The organism is Vibrio nomapromontoriensis, assembly GCF_050337205.1.
GTDB lineage: Bacteria > Pseudomonadota > Gammaproteobacteria > Enterobacterales > Vibrionaceae > Vibrio > Vibrio nomapromontoriensis.
The window spans coordinates 51,903-71,050 of sequence record NZ_JAKJSS010000017.1; the positions used below are offsets into that span (position 1 = coordinate 51,903).

At 46.3% G+C, this 19,148-nt stretch carries 15 protein-coding genes; 7 read left to right on the top strand and 8 right to left on the bottom strand.

All coding sequences use genetic code 11. The annotated features are described in order from the left end of the window. Positions 1–3 precede the first annotated feature (3 nt). Positions 4–1,902 (top strand): polysaccharide biosynthesis protein, encoded by a 1,899-nt coding sequence (locus tag L4D05_RS20170; RefSeq protein WP_428795108.1) that lies wholly within the window; start codon positions 4–6, stop codon positions 1,900–1,902. A gap of 41 nt (positions 1,903–1,943) precedes the next feature. Further along, positions 1,944–3,110, top strand: coding sequence for a nucleotide sugar dehydrogenase (locus L4D05_RS20175; protein ID WP_428795109.1), 1,167 nt, complete (start codon positions 1,944–1,946; stop codon positions 3,108–3,110). A 157-nt stretch (positions 3,111–3,267) separates the two neighbouring features. Here L4D05_RS20175 and rraA read toward each other — a convergent pair whose 3' ends face one another. From rraA to priA, 7 genes are all read right to left on the bottom strand, one after another. Then, positions 3,268–3,783, bottom strand: a complete 516-nt coding sequence (gene rraA / locus L4D05_RS20180; protein ID WP_428795110.1) for a ribonuclease E activity regulator RraA — start codon at positions 3,781–3,783, stop codon at positions 3,268–3,270. A gap of 79 nt (positions 3,784–3,862) precedes the next feature. Further along, positions 3,863–4,792 (bottom strand): 1,4-dihydroxy-2-naphthoate polyprenyltransferase, encoded by a 930-nt coding sequence (locus L4D05_RS20185; protein WP_428753975.1) that lies wholly within the window; start codon positions 4,790–4,792, stop codon positions 3,863–3,865. A 179-nt stretch (positions 4,793–4,971) separates the two neighbouring features. Then, the gene (gene hslU, locus L4D05_RS20190; RefSeq protein ID WP_428754067.1) at positions 4,972–6,306 is read right to left on the bottom strand and encodes an ATP-dependent protease ATPase subunit HslU; all 1,335 of its coding nucleotides are present in this window, start codon (positions 6,304–6,306) and stop codon (positions 4,972–4,974) included. 45 nt (positions 6,307–6,351) lie between these two features. Next, entirely contained in the window at positions 6,352–6,885 is a 534-nt protein-coding gene (hslV, locus tag L4D05_RS20195) for an ATP-dependent protease subunit HslV (RefSeq protein ID WP_428753977.1), read from the bottom strand. 244 nt (positions 6,886–7,129) lie between these two features. Further along, complete coding sequence (locus L4D05_RS20200) at positions 7,130–7,681, bottom strand: SPOR domain-containing protein (RefSeq protein ID WP_428795111.1); 552 nt, start codon at positions 7,679–7,681, stop codon at positions 7,130–7,132. 83 nt (positions 7,682–7,764) lie between these two features. After that, entirely contained in the window at positions 7,765–8,772 is a 1,008-nt protein-coding gene (cytR, locus tag L4D05_RS20205) for a DNA-binding transcriptional regulator CytR (protein ID WP_428753981.1), read from the bottom strand. Between the two features lie 341 nt (positions 8,773–9,113). Further along, positions 9,114–11,315: a primosomal protein N' gene (gene priA, locus L4D05_RS20210; RefSeq protein WP_428795112.1), complete on the bottom strand. Its 2,202-nt coding sequence runs from the start codon at positions 11,313–11,315 to the stop codon at positions 9,114–9,116. 280 nt (positions 11,316–11,595) lie between these two features. Here priA and rpmE point away from each other — a divergent pair, with 280 nt between their 5' ends. Then, a complete protein-coding gene (gene rpmE / locus L4D05_RS20215; protein WP_265676727.1) occupies positions 11,596–11,811 on the top strand; it encodes a 50S ribosomal protein L31 in 216 nt (71 codons plus the stop codon). A gap of 353 nt (positions 11,812–12,164) precedes the next feature. Further along, the gene (locus L4D05_RS20220) at positions 12,165–13,427 is read left to right on the top strand and encodes a malic enzyme-like NAD(P)-binding protein (RefSeq protein ID WP_428795113.1); all 1,263 of its coding nucleotides are present in this window, start codon (positions 12,165–12,167) and stop codon (positions 13,425–13,427) included. Positions 13,428–13,595: 168 nt separating this feature from the next. On the opposite strand, the gene metJ is transcribed toward L4D05_RS20220, so the two are convergent. After that, the gene (gene metJ, locus L4D05_RS20225) at positions 13,596–13,916 is read right to left on the bottom strand and encodes a met regulon transcriptional regulator MetJ (protein WP_250617880.1); all 321 of its coding nucleotides are present in this window, start codon (positions 13,914–13,916) and stop codon (positions 13,596–13,598) included. A 249-nt stretch (positions 13,917–14,165) separates the two neighbouring features. On the opposite strand from metJ, the gene L4D05_RS20230 reads away from it, so the two are divergent. The 3 genes from L4D05_RS20230 (at position 14,166) to metF (ending at position 19,022) form a co-directional block, all read left to right on the top strand. Then, the gene (locus tag L4D05_RS20230) at positions 14,166–15,335 is read left to right on the top strand and encodes an O-succinylhomoserine (thiol)-lyase (RefSeq protein ID WP_428795114.1); all 1,170 of its coding nucleotides are present in this window, start codon (positions 14,166–14,168) and stop codon (positions 15,333–15,335) included. An 8-nt stretch (positions 15,336–15,343) separates the two neighbouring features. After that, complete coding sequence (locus L4D05_RS20235; protein ID WP_428753988.1) at positions 15,344–17,770, top strand: bifunctional aspartate kinase/homoserine dehydrogenase II; 2,427 nt, start codon at positions 15,344–15,346, stop codon at positions 17,768–17,770. Positions 17,771–18,128: 358 nt separating this feature from the next. Next, positions 18,129–19,022 (top strand): methylenetetrahydrofolate reductase, encoded by an 894-nt coding sequence (metF, locus tag L4D05_RS20240; protein WP_265676731.1) that lies wholly within the window; start codon positions 18,129–18,131, stop codon positions 19,020–19,022. The last annotated feature ends 126 nt before the right edge of the window (positions 19,023–19,148 follow it).

The following is a 19,148-nucleotide window of genomic DNA, read 5'->3' on the forward strand; positions in this document are numbered from 1 at the left end:
TCAGTGCTTTCTCTTAACCCAATATGGGCGATGCCAAGACCATTAAAAAGAGTCGTGAGTGTTGCCTGTGATTTATTGTTTATTTCTCTCTCGTTTTGGGGCGCATTCTACGCCCGTATGGGCTATCTCGATGAGTTTTTGTTTGATGCCGACTATTGGTTCGTTTTAGCTGCCGTTTCTGGAGTCACCGTTCTAACTTTTATCAATACGGGTTTATACCGCGCAGTTTTACGATACTTGAGTTTACACGCTGTTGTTACCATTGCATTTGGTGCCATCATTTCATCGCTGTCAATTGTCCTTTTTTCCCATTATTTCCAGGCGTTTTTGCCTCGTTCCGTGCCAATTATTTATGCGACTTTTTTAGTGTCATTGAGCGGAGGCGCTCGATTACTGGTTCGAATGTTGGTCTCTGATTTGATTGTTAGAGGGCGAACACCAGTCCTTATCTACGGAGCAGGAAATGCCGGAAGGCAACTGTATAATTTAATTTCGCAGGGAGAAGAGTACCGCGTTGTCGCATTTATCGATGATGACCGAAAAATGCATAAGACGACGATCCAAGGAGTAACGGTTTTTCGGCATAAGTATTTGAGTAAGCTCATTCAAAAGGAAAAAGTTGAAAAAGTACTGTTGGCAATGCCAACGGCATCAAAAAATGAACGTAAACGTGTTATTGAAAATGTGTCTCAGTACCCCGTAGAAGTGATGACCATTCCTAACCTTGCGGATATCGTTAATGGTGAGTATCAAATTGACCAGCTTAAAGAAGTGGCGATTGAAGATTTACTTGGACGAGATCCTGTTATGCCAAATCAAGATCTCTTGGAAAAAAATAATAAAACCAAAGTGGTGATGGTGACGGGTGCTGGTGGTTCAATTGGCTCAGAGCTTTGTCGTCAGATCGTCAAGCATCAACCTACGGCTTTAGTTTTATTTGAGTTGTCAGAGTACTCTTTATATCGTATCGAGCGTGAACTACGTGCATTAGCGCCACACATTGATATTGTGCCGATCCTAGGTAACGTACAAGATCAAGCTAGATTGGTTCGTACTATGTCTGCGTATCAAGTTAAAACGGTTTATCATGCAGCGGCATATAAGCATGTGCCTTTGGTGGAATACAATGTGGCTGAAGGGATGCAGAATAACGTCCTTGGCACCTATCGTACGGCGTTGGCTGCGATTGAAGCGGATGTAGAGTCTTTCGTATTGATCTCTACAGATAAAGCGGTTCGTCCGACTAATGTTATGGGAACAACTAAGCGTTTGGCTGAATTAGGCCTTCAATCGTTGGCAAAAGAATATCAAATATCGCATAACACGATTTTTTCTATGGTACGTTTTGGTAATGTACTTGGGTCATCTGGGTCTGTGATCCCATTGTTTAAGTCTCAAATTGCAGGTGGGGGGCCCGTTACGGTGACGCATAAGGATATTATCCGTTATTTCATGACGATTCCTGAAGCAGCGCAGTTAGTTATCCAAGCAGGGGCGATGGGAACAGGGGGCGATGTCTTTGTACTTGATATGGGCGAGCCAGTTCGAATTTCTGACCTGGCTAAAAACCTGATTCATTTATCTGGTCTTGAAGTCAAAGATGAGCAAAATCCGGATGGTGACATTGAGTTGATTTATTCAGGGTTGAGACCTGGCGAAAAACTGTTTGAGGAGTTATTGATTGGCGATAACGTTTCCAAAACGAGTCACGATCGAATAATGATGGCGCAAGAGGTTTCTATGGACACCAAGCAATACAAAGCGTTACTTGACGAAATTCAACTTGCCGCAGACAATTTCGACCAAGAAAAATTAAGACGCTTGATGCTAGAGGCGCCCACTGGCTTTGTGCCAACGGATGGCATTGGTGATTTAGTCTGGAATCAAGCGAATCAACTATAACTGGATTTAATGTAGTCCAAACCAATGTGTAAGATGAAACTATGAAAATTGCTGTTGCAGGAACTGGCTACGTAGGCCTATCAAATGCGATGCTCCTATCTCAAAATCATGAGGTAGTGGCAGTCGATATTAATGAAGAAAAAGTGGCGCTGTTATGTAACGGTCAGTCTCCAATCGTCGATACTGAAATTGAGGCGTTTCTGAAACGTGATGATCTGAATTTTACCGCGACGTTGGATAAAACATTGGCTTACTCGAATGCCGATTATGTCATTGTCGCGACGCCTACGGATTACGACCCACAAACTAACTACTTTAATACCGGTTCCGTAGAAGCGGTGATTAAAGATGTGCTTGCGGTGAACCCAAGCGCGGTTATCGTGATTAAGTCGACGGTGCCTGTTGGGTACACAGTGCGGGTACGCGAAGAACTAGGCACAGAAAACGTCATTTTCTCGCCAGAGTTTTTACGCGAAGGCAGTGCGCTGTTTGATAACTTGAATCCGTCTCGCATCATCATTGGTGAGCGCAGCGAACGCGCGAAAGTCTTTGCTGATCTGCTGGTTGAAGGCGCGCAGAAAGAAAACATCGATGTGCTGTTTACTGACTCCACCGAAGCGGAAGCGGTTAAGCTGTTCTCTAACACTTATCTTGCGATGCGTGTGGCGTATTTTAACGAGCTGGATTCTTACGCAGAAGCGGCAGGCTTAGATACTCGCCAAATCATTGAAGGGGTGGCGTTAGACCCTCGTATTGGCGGGCATTACTGCAATCCTTCGTTTGGTTATGGCGGTTATTGTCTGCCAAAAGACACCAAGCAGCTGCTGGCGAACTATCAAGAAGTGCCAAATAACATTATCGGCGCCATCGTAGACGCTAACCGAACCCGCAAGGATTTTGTCGCAGAGTCGATTATGAAGCGTAATCCAAAAGTGGTGGGCGTGTATCGTTTGATCATGAAGTCGGGTTCGGACAATTTCCGCGCGTCGAGCATTCAAGGCATCATGAAGCGGTTAAAAGCCAAAGGCATTGAAGTGATTGTTTACGAGCCGGTGTTAGAAGAAGATCATTTCTTCCATTCACGTGTGATTCGTGATGTGGCGGCGTTTAAGCAAGAGGCCGATGTCATCATCTCTAACCGTATGTTGCCAGAGCTTGAGGATGTGGCTGAGAAGGTTTACACGCGAGACTTGTTTGGTAACGACTAGTTATTGCTAAAGAGACGACTAGCTATTGCTACAGAGATGAGTGGCTAGTTTCGACTGATATAAAAAACGAGAGCAATGTGCTCTCGTTTTTTTTGATTCAATTTTTATCATTTCTGCGTAGGCAGGGAGCTTGTCAGCTTGTACTTAGCTTTACGGCTTACTCTTCCGCGTCTTTTTCGTCTATCTCTAAATTTACATCAAGCGGCTCTTGAGACAGGATGATCCCCGTGTTATCTGCGTACACATAATCTTCCGGTAGGAAGGTTACCCCACCAAAGTTAACTGGTACGTCAATCTCGCCAATTTCGCTCTGCGCCGCACCAACAGGGATAGACGCTAGGGCTTGTATGCCAAGGTTCATCTCTTCAAGTTCATCGACTTCACGGACGCAGCCATAGACAATGATGCCTTCCCACTCGTTATCTTCCGCCAGCGCTGCAATTTCTGCATCAATGAGTGCTTTACGCAGTGAACCACCGCCATCGACTAATAGGATTCGACCTACGCCATCTTGCTCTAGGATGTCGCGGATCACGCCATTATCCTCAAAACATTTTACCGATGTTACTTGACCAGCAAAGGAGGCACGACCGCCAAAATTGCTGAACATAGGTTCGACCACGTCGACTTGGTCTAGGTAGATATCACATAGTGCTGAAGTACTGTATTCCATGGCGATTCTTCTGTTCAGTTAGCAAAGGGTATGTTTCGAGTATATCGGGTGACTAAGTCAATGCAATGACAAGGCGCAATTAAGTCATCAGAGTTTGAGCTATAACAATTCCAGAAAACAAGATATTAGTGACAAGTGAACATTTTACCACGACTGGCATCATGGGGGCGATCTGAGCAGGCTCAGTGGCACGCCATACGGCACTGGCATGGCGCCCAACAACGATAGCGCTCAGCGCAAAGGGCAGAATCACCCAAAGCGGGGCAGAATGTGTCAGGGATTGGGCGATTAAATACAGAGCAAAGGCAATGATGGCGCTGCTGAGTAGCAAGGTATGGTAGCGCTTAGCTCGTTGTGCGCCCAAGCGAACGGCCACGGTGCGCTTTCCACATGCGTTATCATTGTCAATATCGCGCATATTATTGACGTTTAACACTGCGACCGCGAGCAACCCACAGCCAATGGCTGGCAGTGCTAACAACGAGTCGATGTGACCTGTGTGTAGAAAATAGGTACCAGAAACGCCGAGCAAGCCAAAAAAGATAAAAACAGAGATGTCCCCAAGGCCGACATAGCCATAGGGCTTATTGCCAACGGTATAAGCAATGGCAGCAATGATGGCCAGTACGCCAAGGGCGATAAAGGCGAGAATGTTTTGCAGTGAATCTAAGGCGTGAAAGATGAGCCCAAGACCGGCGAATACCGTGAGCACAATATTAAAGATGATGGCTTTTTTCATCTCTTGCTGTGTCACTTCACCAGATTGAATCGCACGCACCGGTCCTAAGCGATTTTCGTTGTCTGTCCCTTTAACAGCATCGCCATAGTCGTTGGCTAAGTTCGACAGTATTTGCAACAAGGTGGCGGTGACGAGCGCCAGTAAGGCGATACTCCAAGACATGCTACCCGTTGAAAAGGCGAGGGTACTGCCAGTGACGATGGAAACCAAAGCGAGGGGCAGTGTTTTTGGTCGGGCTGCATCGAGCCAGATTTGGACTGATTTATTCATAATTGCTTATTTCTGATACGCGTACAAAGGAGTATACGCAATTTTGGCAGAGCACCAAATTCTCAGCGACAAATAAAAAGTGAGGTTAACAGTATGCCGTTAACCTCACTCCATTTATTTATTGCACTTGCAGGGATCTACATAAATTTAGATACCGTGCGCATGGTCGATATTTGAGATTAAAGAATGAATCGGCTCAGATCTTCATCATCAACAAACTCGCCAAGGCGTGAGGTGACGTAAGCGGAGTCAATGACTAAGCTTGCGCCAGATTTTTCTGTTGCATCGAATGAAATCTCATCCATTAAGCGTTCCATTACTGTATGCAGTCGGCGAGCACCAATGTTTTCTGTGGTTTCATTAACTTTCCATGCCGCGTCGGCAATTTGCTGGATGCCGTCTTCGGTAAACGAAACATCGACGTTTTCGGTCTTCATTAGCGCGGTATATTGCTCGGTTAACGACGCTTTTGGCTCGGTAAGGATACGTTTAAAGTCGTTGCTGCTTAGTGCTTCAAGTTCAACACGAATTGGCAAGCGGCCTTGTAGCTCAGGGATCAGATCAGATGGCTTAGCCACTTGGAATGCGCCCGAGGTGATAAATAGGATATGGTCCGTTTTTACCATGCCGTGTTTTGTTGACACCGTACTGCCTTCAATGAGTGGAAGCAGGTCTCGTTGCACCCCTTCACGTGATACGTCAGGGCCTGAAGCTTCGCCGCGCTTACAGATTTTGTCGATCTCATCGATAAAAACAATACCATTGTTTTCAACGTTATAGATGGATTGTTCTTTCAGTTCTTCTTGGTTAACCAGTTTTGCCGCTTCTTCTTCAGTTAGAGCTTTAAAGGCATCTTTGATTTTCAGCTTACGCTTTTTAGTGGTATCACCACCTAGGTTTTGGAACATGCTCTGTAGCTGGTTGGTCATTTCTTCCATACCAGGAGGCGCCATGATTTCCACGCCCATTTGCGAGGCTGCGACATCAATTTCAATTTCTTTGTCGTCGAGCTTACCTTCGCGCAGTTTTTTACGGAACGTTTGGCGAGTATTGGAAGCTGTGTTGTCTTGTTGTTCGTTCTGTCCCCAAGCATCGCGTGCTGGTGGTAGTAGGGCGTCAAGAATGCGCTCTTCAGCTTGTTCTTCAGCGCGGAATGTCACTTTTTCCATTGCCTGCTGATGAGTCATCTTAATGGCCACATCGGTTAAGTCGCGGATGATGGTTTCGACTTCCTTACCCACGTAACCCACTTCGGTAAATTTCGTGGCTTCTACTTTGATAAAAGGCGCGTTGGCTAATTTTGCAAGACGGCGAGCAATTTCGGTTTTACCGACACCGGTAGGACCGATCATCAGAATGTTTTTTGGAGATACTTCAACACGCAGACTTTCTTCAAGCTGCATACGACGCCAGCGGTTACGTAGTGCAATCGCTACTGAGCGCTTTGCGTTATCTTGACCAATAATATGGCGGTTAAGTTCGTGAACAATTTCACGAGGGGTCATTTCAGACATCATTATTCCTTACAAATATTGGACACTATCTTTGTTTTTATGGCGTTACTTTTCGCCGCTTTCTAGTTCTTCAATAGTGTGGTTGTGGTTAGTGAATACGCAAATGTCACCCGCTATTTTGAGCGACTTCTCTGCGATTTCGCGAGCATCAAGATCGGTGTTTTCAAGCAAAGCCATCGCTGAGGCTTGAGCAAAGTTACCACCAGAGCCGATAGCAATAAGGTCATTTTCTGGTTGAACTACATCGCCGTTACCGGTGATGATAAGTGAGGCGGTTTCATCGGCTACTGCCAATAACGCTTCTAATTTACGTAAGGCGCGATCGCTACGCCAATCTTTGGCGAGTTCTACTGCGGCCTTAGTGAGATGACCTTGGTGCATTTGCAGCTTGCTTTCAAAGCGCTCAAATAGCGTGAAGGCATCCGCAGTGCTGCCAGCAAAGCCAGCAAGAACTTTGTCGTTGTAGAGGCGGCGAACTTTACGGGCATTGCCTTTCATTACAGTATTGCCAAGGGACACTTGTCCATCACCAGCAATCACAACTTTGTTATTTCGACGTACAGATACAATAGTAGTCACGGTGTATGCCTCATAAATTTTAGATTTTATTTCCAGTATGAAATGGATATGCGGACGAGCGAAATGAATTTCAAGGGAAGAGGTGGGGGAAAGGGAAAAGAGCGAGGGAAGAGCGGTGCCTAGTTCCTAGATAGCGCGTGTTTAAAGCCCGCGCCAACTAGTTGGCTAGAATAGTCTTCAGAGTACAACCTTTTAGAACCTAGAACCTAGAACCTAGAACCTAGGCACCGCTCTTCCCCAATACCTACTGCGTTTCTTTCCAAATCGCGCACGGCTCTATCTTAGCGCGTTGTAATTTGTGCTTATCTCGCTCGGCATCGCGTTTGAGCTTGTATGGCCCAAGAACAACGCGGTACCAACTGCTGTTCTCTTTCTTTCTGATCTTACTAGAGAGACCTTGGAAGGCGATATCCAATTTACGAGCGTCAGCTTGCGCCATAGTTTTGTACGCGCCGCACTGCATGATGTAAGGGATAGCTGAGACGACTTGCTCTTTTGCTTTCACTTCCACTTCACGCTTTGGCAGGGTATCAACGTAATCCCACTTCTCTTCAGGCGGAGGCGGGATAGGCTTGGCCTGCTTTGCTTTAGGCTTGCTGACCGTTTTCGCGGGTGGTGTTGGTTTTTCCGGCTCGGGATCTTGGTTTAGCAGGTATAAGCCGTAGCCAAATCCGCACGTCAAAACAATAGCAAGCAGTCCGCTACGCCATGGTTTTTTGCCGGATGGTTTCTTTTTTGCAGGACGACGGCCAGTATTCGCACCTTTGCCTCGTCTAACGTAATCTCGGTTTGCCACTGATGACACTTCTAATGTGGAAGTAAATAACTGACCTCATGGTAAATACCACGAGGTCAACTTGCAAGTCAGCAAATGGTTGGTTAGATGATTCTTGGAGGAGCCGCACTGTCGCGTATCACAAGTTCGGTATCCAGTAGGCGAGAGCCTGCTCTAACGTCTACACCTTGCAGTACTTCTAGCATGGTATACATGGCTTGACGGCCAATTTCATATCTAGGCTGTGAAATGGTCGTCAGTGGTGGATCGCAGTATTGAGCGAACTGAATATCATCAAAGCCGACAAAGGATAAGTCTTGCGGGACGCGCAAGCCAAGCTTTTTGGCTTCTTGCATTGCGCCAATGGCCATAATGTCGTTGTGACAGAAAATAGCGGTGGGTGGCTCGGGTAGTGCTAATAACGTGCGAACAGACTTGGCGCCCGCTTCAAAGGTAAAGTCCCCTTTTACGGTGTAAGAAGGGTTCATTGGCACGCCTGCGCGACGCAGAGCCTGTTGGTAACCTTGTTGTCGGAAACGACACAAAAATGCGGTGTCGGGTCCAGATATTTGCGCAATACGCTTGTGGCCCAGTTGCGATAAGTAGTTCACCGCCTCAAAAGCGGACGTCAGGTTGTCAATGTGAACCGTTGGCAACTCCAGTTCAGGCGCAAATTCGCACGCCATCACAATGGGAGGGAGGTTTTTTTGCTCTGGCTTACTAATGTCAAATGGAAGATCCGTTCCGAGCAATAGCATGCCATCAGCTTGCTTGGTGAACACCAAATTAACAAAGGAGTTTTCGCGTTTTTGCGATTGTCCACTGTCGCCCAATAGCACTAAATAGCCATGCTCGATTGCTGCATCTTCAATACCACGGATGATCTCTGAAAAATACGGGTCGCATATATCAGGTACAATAGTGACGATGGTTTTCGATTCGTTACGACGCAGGTTTCGAGCTAGGGAGTTTGGTGAATATCCAGCTTCTAATACCGCCTCTTCCACTCGCTTTCTCGTACTTGATGAGACCTTTTCAGGGTTCATTAGTGCACGTGAAACGGTGGCGGTAGAAACCCCTGCAAGCTGGGCAACATCCTTCATTGTCGCCATACAATACTTTCCTCATGTTTTGCTAATTTAATGAAATACCTATTTCACTGATTGCTTTTCAGTGCACTTTTTGGCGGTTTTCGCCATCACTTTGCTATTCAAGTTATCTTTCTTGTTATGCCATTTTACTGAGTTTTTAATCAACGAATTGTCGTCAATTAACTAGGATGGCTAGGATAAACAAAGCGAATAAACAGGTCTTGATTATCATGACGCATTAATGGAAATTATTCATTTCCAAACAAAAAGTTACGGTCCATTTAACAGAAATTGCATCATAGTTGTGAAGTGTATCACATCTAAAGCTGGTGATATTTTTAAAAGTAAACGTTTGCGATGGTCTAGCTAAGGTCTTGCGGCTCGATATCCATCGACCAGCGCACTTTTTTCGCTAATGGTAATTGAGAGATCACCGGCTTCGCACTGGAAATGATGTTTTGCATCACGCTACGTGACGGTACCTGCAAAATCAGTTGCCACCGTGACTTACCCGCTCGTTTGGCGATAGGGGCTGGGGTTGGACCCAGTACCAGGCAGCTATTATCAAACAGTGGATGCGCTTCAAGGGAGTAGCGAACCTGACGTAGAAACGTCTCCACATCTGCGGGGTTATTGGCTTCACAACGGATTAACGTAAGGAAGCTAAATGGTGGCAGGTGTGCCTGTTTTCTTTCTTGCAGAACGGTATCGGCAAAGTGTCGGTAGTCCTTGTTGAGTAATGACTGCAGTAAAGGGTGATCGGGGTGGTGGGTCTGCAGTAAGACTTCTCCTGGTTTGCTGGCGCGCCCAGCTCGTCCAGCCACTTGAATAAATAGCTGTGCTAAGCGCTCTGACGCGCGAAAGTCGCTGCTATAAAGTGATCCGTCTACATCAAGTAACGCAACGAGCGTGACGTTGGGGAAGTGGTGTCCTTTGGCCAGCATTTGCGTACCAATAAGGATTTGGTATTCGTTTTTCTTTATCGCATCTAGCGCTGCTTCAAGGCTGCCTTTTCGGCGCGTACTGTCTCTATCAATTCGAATGGTTTTGTATTCAGGAAACAGCTCGCCGAGTTGAGATTCCAATTGTTCAGTGCCTACACCGACTGTAACCAGTTGATGCGAGCCGCAGCCTTGGCATTGGTGGATAACGGGGTGTTGGGAGCCGCAATGGTGACAACGAATTTCATTGCTGGCCTGATGATAGGTGTAATAGGCATCACAGCGTTTGCATTCGGCGATCCAGCCACACTCATGGCACATTAAAGCCGGGCTAAAGCCTCGTCTATTGAGAAACAGCATTACTTGATTGCCAGCGTTTAAATGGCGACGCAATTGCGCAATCAACGGTGCGGAAAGCCCGCTTTCTAAATACTGACCTTTTACATCGATTACTTTATTAGTGGTGGGAACCGCAAGCCCTGCACGTTGACTCAATACTAAGTGGTGGTATTTACCACTTAACGCATTTTGCAGCGTTTCTAATGACGGGGTTGCAGAGCCAAGAACAATCGGGATCTGTGCTTTGTTGGCACGCATAACCGCCACATCGCGGGCATGGTAGCGTAGGCTGTCCTGCTGCTTATAAGAGGTGTCATGTTCTTCATCAACAATAATGATACCAAGATCCGCAAAGGGCGTGAGTAATGCCGAGCGTGTGCCGATAACAATACCCGCGACTTTATCTCTGGCGCTGAGCCAAGCATTTAAGCGTTCGGTATCATTAAGCCCTGAATGGATGACTTCTACGGGCACATTAAAACGCTTACGAAAGCGGTTTATCGTTTGTGGCGTTAAGCCAATTTCTGGTACCAGTACGAGAGCTTGTTGCCCGCGTTCAAGCACGGGCTTGATCATATTTAGATAGACTTCCGTTTTCCCAGAGCCTGTCACGCCTTCTAGTAAGTAGCAGCCAAATTCGGTTTGGCTGTTTACCGAGGCAATCGCGATGGCTTGTTCTTCATTGAGTCGAAGATCGGGCGGAGTATTGGTTAAGTCGCTTGGCCACTTGAGCGTTGGCGCCTGTTTTTCATGAGAGCGAACCCAACCTTTCTCATCTAGTGTTTTTAGCACTGTGCTGCCGATGTCATTATCTAATAGCGCTTGATGCGAACAGGGGCCACTTTCTAGAAAATGCATCGCTTTGGCTTGTTTAACGGCTCGGCCAAAACCATGCATTAATTGATTTTTGCCCGCTTCTGTCAACTGCCACTCAACGGTGGTGGCAAATTCAGCGGGTTTGCCTTTTCTCAGCGCCGCCGGTAGAGCGTTGTGTAACGTATCGCCTAATGGGTGCTGGTAATAAAGGCTGCACCAAGTAATAAGTTCGTATAAAGATTGTGACCAAATCGGACGGCTATCAAGCGCGGCTTTTATCGGCTTGAGTTGGTCAATGGGAAAGTCCGACTGATGACTGAACTGAGTCACAATACCGACGAGTGTTTGACGTCCAAACGGCACAGATACGCGCCCTCCCACCACTGGAAAGAGGTGAGTAGGAACAATGTAGTCGAACTGTTTATCTAGTGGCACGGGCAGTGCGACACGAGCAACGTTTGGGCGCATAGTAAAATCGGTATTGATAAAATAGAGGACTATTCTACCTAGCTATGTTGGGTTCGATAAACAGTTAATTGAATAAACTGAATGAAGCCACCTAAAGGTGGCGAAAAAAGTGGCAATTTTAGTTGATTCAATCTCGACTATTCATTACTATACTGCGCCTTGATGGTATGGCTTATTTGCACCTTTGAGTGTAAAAAGCGGTAACACAGGTATTTTTTTCACTACGTGTGGTGTCCGGCAAAGATTCGGATAGCGACACGGCCTAAATTTGAGGTTTCCCATGAAAGTTGGTATCCACCCAGAATACAAAGCTGTAACAGCAACTTGTTCTTGCGGCAATACATTTGAGTTCAACTCTACGCTAGCGAAAGATTCAATTCACCTAGACGTATGTGACAAATGTCACCCATTCTACACTGGTAAGCAACGTATCGTTGATACTGGTGGTCGTGTTGATCGCTTCAACAAGCGTTTCGGCGCACTATCTAGCAAGTAATTATTTTACTTACGTAGATATAAAAAGGGCGCTTCGGCGTCCTTTTTTGTTTCTGTTATTTATCTTTGTTGCTTCTTTTTTCCCTTAGCTTGTCCCATCCCCTCGTTATCCCCCTTTAATGTATAGCGTGTTGTTATAGCTTGACTGACCACTAGTATAAATACCGATGTATCCGTTCAAAACTGCTGATAACTAGCGTAGTATGATTGGTTAAAGTTGCGACGCACTGAACATAACATGCGCGCGCTTGTCCCCCTTTTAGGCGAGCGAAATACGCTTATTAAGCGGGTTATACTAAAACAAGAAACCATCACACTCAGTCTTTCATACTCGAAAAAGCAGGATCACATACCATGTCCGATGACCACCAAATCGATGAATTCCGCCAACAAGCTCTGGATTATCATGCCTACCCAACCCCTGGGAAAATTGAAATCGCTCTAACGACTCCCGCAGATTCTGCCAAGGATCTTGCTCTCGCCTACAGCCCTGGTGTGGCTGAGCCGGTACGAGAAATCGCGCAAAACGCGGAAAATGTGTATAAATACACGGCGAAGGGCAATATGGTCGCCGTGATTTCAAATGGTACCGCGATTTTAGGGTTAGGTAACTTGGGCCCGCTTGCTTCGAAACCGGTGATGGAAGGTAAGGCGTTACTCTTTAAGCGTTTTGCTGGGTTAGATTCTATTGATATTGAAGTGAAGCATCGCACAATAGATGAGTTTGTGGATACGGTAGCGAATATTTCAGACACCTTTGGTGGTATCAACCTAGAAGACATTAAAGCGCCAGATTGTTTTGAAATTGAACGTCGCTTGATTGAGCGTTGTGACGTGCCTGTTTTCCATGACGATCAACATGGAACGGCGATTGTAACTGCGGCTGGTATGCTGAATGCGATTGAGCTGCAAGGCAAAGAGCTAAGTGACGCTACGATCGTATGTTTGGGTGCAGGCGCTGCCGCGACGGCGTGTATGGAGCTGTTGATCAAATGTGGTGCGATGCGTGAAAAGATCTACATGCTGGATCGTAAAGGTGTGATTCACACGCGCCGTGAAGGTTTAAACGAATATAAGCAGATGTTCGCGAATAACACGGATAAGCGTACTCTTGAAGATGTGATTGAAGGTGCTGATCTTTTCCTTGGTGTATCGGGGCCTGATCTACTTCCTCCAGAAGCATTGACACTCATGGCAGAAAAGCCAGTGGTCTTTGCATGTTCAAACCCAGATCCTGAAATTAAACCAGAACTTGCCCATGAAGTTCGTGATGATCTCATTATGGGTACCGGGCGCTCGGACTACCCGAACCAAGTCAATAACGTATTGTGTTTCCCGTTCATTTTCCGTGGCGCACTAGATGTACGAGCCAGCGAAATTAATGATGCGATGAAACTTGCTGCTGTTGAGGCTATTCGTCAAATCGCCAAAGAGCCTGTACCTCAAGAAGTATTGGATGCGGCTGGTGTCTCGGCGTTGTCATTTAGCAAAGATTACATCATTCCAAAACCAATGGATCCACGTTTGTTACCACGAGTAGCAAGAGCAGTCGCGGTCGCGGCAGTAGAGTCCGGCGTGGCAAGAATTGAAATGCCTGAAAATTATATGACTGAGTAGGTCGTTGAGACTTTGGAGATAGTAGGGTTTTGGGGATATTAGGGCTTTTGGGAAAAAAGGTACCTAGTTCCTGGAATATGCTTCAAAAAAAACGTTGCCCTGTCGGTCAACGTTTTTTTATTTTTCCCAGGACCCAGGACCCAGGACCCAGGACCCAGTTTCTAGATTTTATTCTTCATCAAACGCTTCGAACTCAATTCCCATCGCCGTCATCATCGCTTTTACTTCCGTAGGGATATCATCTGGGCGGTCTTTTCTCAAGTCTTCATCGGTCGGTAGTGGCTGACCGGTATAGGCATGCAAAAACGCTTCACACAATAATTCGCTATTGGTAGCATGGCGTAGGTTATTGATTTGGCGGCGAGTTCTTTCATCCGTCAATATCTTTAGCACTTTTAACGGAATGGATACCGTGATCTTCTTAACCTGCTCACTTTTCTTGCCGTGCTCCGCGTAAGGGCTAATGTATTCGCCATTCCAATCTGCCATTGCACACCTTCGTTTATTGATCGTAAATTTGTTTAATAAGAAAGGTGCAATTTTAGCGGCATTTACTGCCATAAGCAAAGACATATAGACGTCTAGAAGTGTTGACGTCTCACAAAATGGGCAGTAAAGTGGGGCTTAGTTTAACGGACTGTTAATTTTTTCAAAGATTGATGCTTTTCCCTGTCGGTTCAAGCATGATGAAAACCCTATTTAGTCTTCACTTTGCGCGCGTTAATAAAGGATGTTTCTATGAGCAATCGGAAGCCAGCGACCATCGCGGTACGAACGGGTATCGAGTCAGATACTCAACACCACGCTGTCGTACCCCCTATCTACCTTTCTACCAATTATGGCTTTCCTGCTTTCGGCGACGTGCCTAAGTACGATTATACCCGTTCTGGTAACCCCAACCGTGGTTTGCTAGAGCAAGCATTATTTGAGTTGGAATCAGGCAAAGGGGCGGTGGTGACCAATTGTGGGACATCCGCATTGAATTTGTGGGCATCGGCATTTCTTGGGCCTGACGATCTTATTATCGCGCCACATGACTGTTATGGCGGCTCTTATCGTTTATTTAATACTCGCGCTCAAAAAGGCGATTTCAAGGTTCAATTTGTCGATCAAGGTGATGAGGCGGCATTAGATGCGGCGATCGCTAAAAAGCCGACGCTTATTTTACTTGAAACCCCCTCTAACCCGCTAGTTCGCGTGGTGGATATTGCTCGAGTATGTGAAAAAGCCAAACAAGTTGGCGCGCTGGTGGCCGTTGATAACACCTTTTTGACACCGGTATACCAAAAGCCTTTAGAGTTGGGCGCAGACTTTGTTATTCATTCAACCACCAAGTATATCAATGGCCACTCAGATGTGATTGGCGGTGTGGTGATCACCAAAACCGAAGAGCATGCCGAAGAGTTGGCGTGGTGGGGCAACTGCATCGGTGCCACGGGTACACCGTTTGATAGTTACATGACGCTACGTGGCATTCGTACTTTAGGCGCGCGTATGCGTGTTCATGAAGAGAGCTCACAAGTGATTCTCGATTATTTGCAAAATGAAGCCTTGGTGAAAGTTATTTATCATCCAAGCCTACCCGAGCACCCAGGTCACGAGATTGCTAAAAAGCAGCAATCGGGCTTTGGCTCTATGTTGAGCTTTGAATTTGCCGGTAGCTTTGAGCAACTCAAGTACTTTGTTGGTCAACTTGAGCTATTTTCTCTTGCCGAGTCATTGGGCGGCGTGGAAAGTTTGATTTGTCACCCTGCTTCTATGACCCACCGCGCAATGGGTGAAGAAGCGCTTGCAGAGGCGGGCGTGTCACAACAATTGTTACGTTTGTCTGTAGGCTTAGAAGATGCGCAAGATTTAATTGAAGACTTACAACAGGCTTTTGATAAAGCAAGAACGTTTGAAGGGTAACGACGGCAATGAGTAATACTAACGTACCAACAACGAAGCAATTACATAAATTTGGTGGCAGCAGTCTTGCTGATCCTGAGTGCTATCGCCGTGTGGTATCGATTCTAAAAGATTATTCTCACTCTGATGACCTTATTGTGGTGTCGGCCGCAGGAAAAACCACTAACCGTTTAATCGACTTTTTAGACGCGTTAAACAAAGACGGTCGCGTGGCTCATGAACATCTCCAAGCGTTACGACAATTTCAATTGGAGTTGGTTGAGGCGTTGATTGAAGGTGAAGATGCCGAGGCATTACGCGCCCAGCTAGCGGATGAATTTAGTGCACTAGGTGAACAAGTTGCGCCATTAACCGAAGCTCAGAAAGCCGCCGTGTTAGGTCATGGCGAAGTGTGGTCCTCTCGATTGCTAGCTGCATTGTTGCGACAACATGATTTACCTGCCGTAGCGCAAGATGCCCGCGCATTTTTGCGTGCTGAATTTGGCGCTCAGCCTGAGGTGGATCGCGCTCAATCCTATCCACTGATCAAAAGTGTTTTAGCTCAGCATGCGCATCACCGAGTGGTGATTACTGGCTTTATGGCACAAAACAGTGATGGCGAAACGGTGTTACTGGGTCGCAATGGCTCGGATTATTCGGCGACCGTGATTGGTGCGTTAGCGGAAGTGGCGAGCGTGACTATTTGGAGTGACGTGGCTGGTGTCTACAGTGCTGACCCTCGAGTGGTGTCTGATGCGTGTTTGTTGCCGTTATTACGACTAGATGAAGCGAGCGAATTGGCGCGTCTAGCGGCGCCAGTATTGCACAGCCGTACCCTTCAACCTGTGGCGCAAAGCACCATGGATCTGAACTTACGTTGCAGTTATTTACCTGAATCTGGATCCACGCGAATTGAGCGTGTTTTGGCATCAGGTCGCGGTGCCAAAATTATTACTTCATTAGAAGAAGTGCTACTCATAGAGTTGTCATTTGGTAACGGTCATGATTTCGAACGTGCCAAAGCGGAAGTATTAAATGGCTTAAAGCGAGCGCAACTCGAACCGTTAGCCTTTGAAGCGCAGGCCGACCAATCGCGTTTGCGTCTAGCGTACACCCCAGAGATTGCCTCAGGGACGCTCAATGAATTGCAAGATTTGGCGATTGAAGCGGAAATTAAGCTGAAAGAAGGCTTTGCCATGCTTGCGGCGGTTGGCGCTGGTGTGACGAAAAATGCCAATCATTGCTTTGGCTTTTACCAACAGTTGAAACACGCTCCGGTGGAATTTTTCTGTGAAGCGGATTCAGGCCTGAGTTTAGCGGCTGTACTGCGTCGATCCGATGTGATGCCGATGGTGAAATCGGTTCATACTCAACTCTTTCAAGCTCAGAAGCGTGTTGCCGTTGCCTTATGTGGTAAAGGTAATATCGGTTCTTCATGGTTAGAGCTTTTCAAGCAGCAAAAACCTGAACTCGAAAAACGTCGCGGCATGAGCTTTGATCTCGTGGCGGTGGTCGACAGTCAAAGCTATTGGTTTGATGAAAACGGTCTGGATGAACTTACCGTGCTCGAGCGTTATAAAGATGAAGCGATAGCCCATGAAGGCGATCGCTGGCTCAAGCAAATTGCCGCACTGCATGGTTATGATGAAGCCGTCGTACTGGATGTGACGGCGAGTCCAGTACTGGCACAAAAATACGTATCCATTGCAGAACATGGCGTTCATCTGATTTCTGCAAACAAAGTTGCGGGCTCAGCACCAAGTGCTGATTATCATCGCGTGCAAGATGCTTTCGCGAAAACTAGCCGTCATTGGCTATATAACGCCACCGTAGGTGCGGGTTTACCTATTAACCATACCGTGCGTGATTTGCGCGAAAGTGGTGATGATATTGTGGCGCTGTCGGGAATTTTCTCTGGCACCTTATCTTGGTTGTTCCAGCAATTTGATGGCAGCGTGCCATTTGCTGAGTTAGTCGACTTAGCGTGGCAGCAGGGGTTAACTGAACCCGATCCTCGCTCGGATTTAGATGGCTCTGATGTGATGCGAAAACTGGTTATTTTGGCTCGTGAGTCGGGCTTGGATATTGAACCCGATAGTGTTGTGGTTGAGTCTTTAGTTCCAGAGGCACTACAAGAGCTGACACTGGATGGTTTCTTTGAGCAGTCTGGGTTACTGAGCGAATTGCTTCAAGAGCGTCTAGACAAAGCACAGAGAGAAGATAAGGTGCTACGCTATGTGGCGCGCTTAGATCGCTTTGGTAAGGCTCGTGTCGGCATTGAGGCGCTATCTAAAGAGCATGCGCTTGCTAACCTTTTGCCGTGTGACAACATTTTTGCGATTGAAAGCAAGTGGTATAAAGATAACCCATTAGTGATTCGAGGTCCTGGCGCAGGACGAGAAGTGACGGCGGGAGCGATTCAGTCGGACTTAAATTTAATATCGAGTTTCTTCTAAATCCGGTGTTGCTGCTTCTCAATAGGGAGTTGCTTCTCCTAAATTGATTGTTGCTGTTTCTAAATTAATTGTGCTACTTCTAAATTAATTGTTACCTCTGTTCAATCCCCCCTTTTATTTTCGTATACAGGGGGGATTTTGTTTCTAACGTCACGCATCTTCAATTTCCCTAACGTTCAACATGAAAAAAATTCATTGTGATGCTATTGACTTTAAATGCCATTCATTTCATTCTACAGACATATAGACGTCTAAACGTCAAAAAATTACAAATTTAGATTTATCACTTTTAATGACAGACAGGTTTTAGTCTAAGGTTGGCTGGGATAACCAACTTTGGCAATTTAGGGAGAGAACCATGGGATACACGCATGCTGGGCACATTGATGCCTTAAACCAAAATATTGCTGAGCTTTCGGACAATATTAATGTTTCTTTTGAATTCTTTCCGCCAAGCACACCGAATATGGAAGAGACGCTTTGGAAGTCTGTCCATCGTTTGAAAGCGCTTAAGCCTAAGTTTGTTTCTGTAACTTATGGCGCTAACTCAGGTGAGCGAGATCGTACGCACTCCATCATTAAAGAGATAAAAAATGAAACGGGTTTAATCGCTGCTCCTCACTTAACGTGTATTGATGCTTCTCGCAGCGAGCTGATTGATATTGCTGATGACTACTGGGCGAATGGTATTCAGAGCATTGTCGCTTTGCGTGGTGACATCCCAGAAGGCGGCGGTCAGCCGGATATGTATGCTTCTGATCTAGTTGAGCTACTTAAGTCGCGTCATGATTTTGATATTTCGGTGGCAGCCTTTCCGGAAGTACACCCAGAAGCCAAAAGTGCTCAATCTGATTTGCTGAACCTAAAGCGTAAAATTGATGCGGGTGCTAACCGTGCGATTACTCAGTTTTTCTTTGATGTTGAGAGCTACCTTCGATTTCGTGACCGCTGTGTGGCCGCTGGCATTGATGCTGAAATCGTTCCAGGTATCTTGCCGGTGTCTAACTTTAAGCAAGCGTCTCGTTTTGCGGCAATGAATAAAGTAAAAGTGCCTGGCTGGATGCAGAAGCAGTTTGAAGGTCTAGATGATGACCCAACAACGCGCCAGTTAGTGGGAGCAAGCCAAGCGATCGATATGGTTAGAACGTTGAGTCGTGAAGGAGTAAAAGATTTCCACTTCTACACGCTTAACCGCTCAGAGATGACGTATGCACTTTGCCATACATTAGGTGTGCGTCCACAAGGGGCATAGTGCACGTAAGCATTGCCAATTAATCGTAGAGTCATTGGCAAAAGTAGGCAGAAAAACAATAAAAAAGCGCGGGATGCAAATCCAGCGCTTTTTTTGTTTTTAGTAGCCTAGGCTTAAAGGCGTTGA

Excerpts from the sequence above, each read along its gene's own strand:
- L4D05_RS20175 (WP_428795109.1), top strand. The coding sequence starts at position 1,944 with ATGAAAATTGCTGTTGCAGGAACTGGCTACGTAGGCCTATCAAATGCG.
- rraA (WP_428795110.1), bottom strand. The coding sequence starts at position 3,783 with ATGGAATACAGTACTTCAGCACTATGTGATATCTACCTAGACCAAGTC.
- L4D05_RS20185 (WP_428753975.1), bottom strand. The coding sequence starts at position 4,792 with ATGAATAAATCAGTCCAAATCTGGCTCGATGCAGCCCGACCAAAAACA.
- hslU (WP_428754067.1), bottom strand. The coding sequence starts at position 6,306 with ATGTCTGAAATGACCCCTCGTGAAATTGTTCACGAACTTAACCGCCAT.
- cytR (WP_428753981.1), bottom strand. The coding sequence starts at position 8,772 with ATGGCGACAATGAAGGATGTTGCCCAGCTTGCAGGGGTTTCTACCGCC.
- priA (WP_428795112.1), bottom strand. The coding sequence starts at position 11,315 with ATGCGCCCAAACGTTGCTCGTGTCGCACTGCCCGTGCCACTAGATAAA.
- rpmE (WP_265676727.1), top strand. The coding sequence starts at position 11,596 with ATGAAAGTTGGTATCCACCCAGAATACAAAGCTGTAACAGCAACTTGT.
- L4D05_RS20220 (WP_428795113.1), top strand. The coding sequence starts at position 12,165 with ATGTCCGATGACCACCAAATCGATGAATTCCGCCAACAAGCTCTGGAT.
- metJ (WP_250617880.1), bottom strand. The coding sequence starts at position 13,916 with ATGGCAGATTGGAATGGCGAATACATTAGCCCTTACGCGGAGCACGGC.
- L4D05_RS20230 (WP_428795114.1), top strand. The coding sequence starts at position 14,166 with ATGAGCAATCGGAAGCCAGCGACCATCGCGGTACGAACGGGTATCGAG.
- L4D05_RS20235 (WP_428753988.1), top strand. The coding sequence starts at position 15,344 with ATGAGTAATACTAACGTACCAACAACGAAGCAATTACATAAATTTGGT.
- metF (WP_265676731.1), top strand. The coding sequence starts at position 18,129 with ATGGGATACACGCATGCTGGGCACATTGATGCCTTAAACCAAAATATT.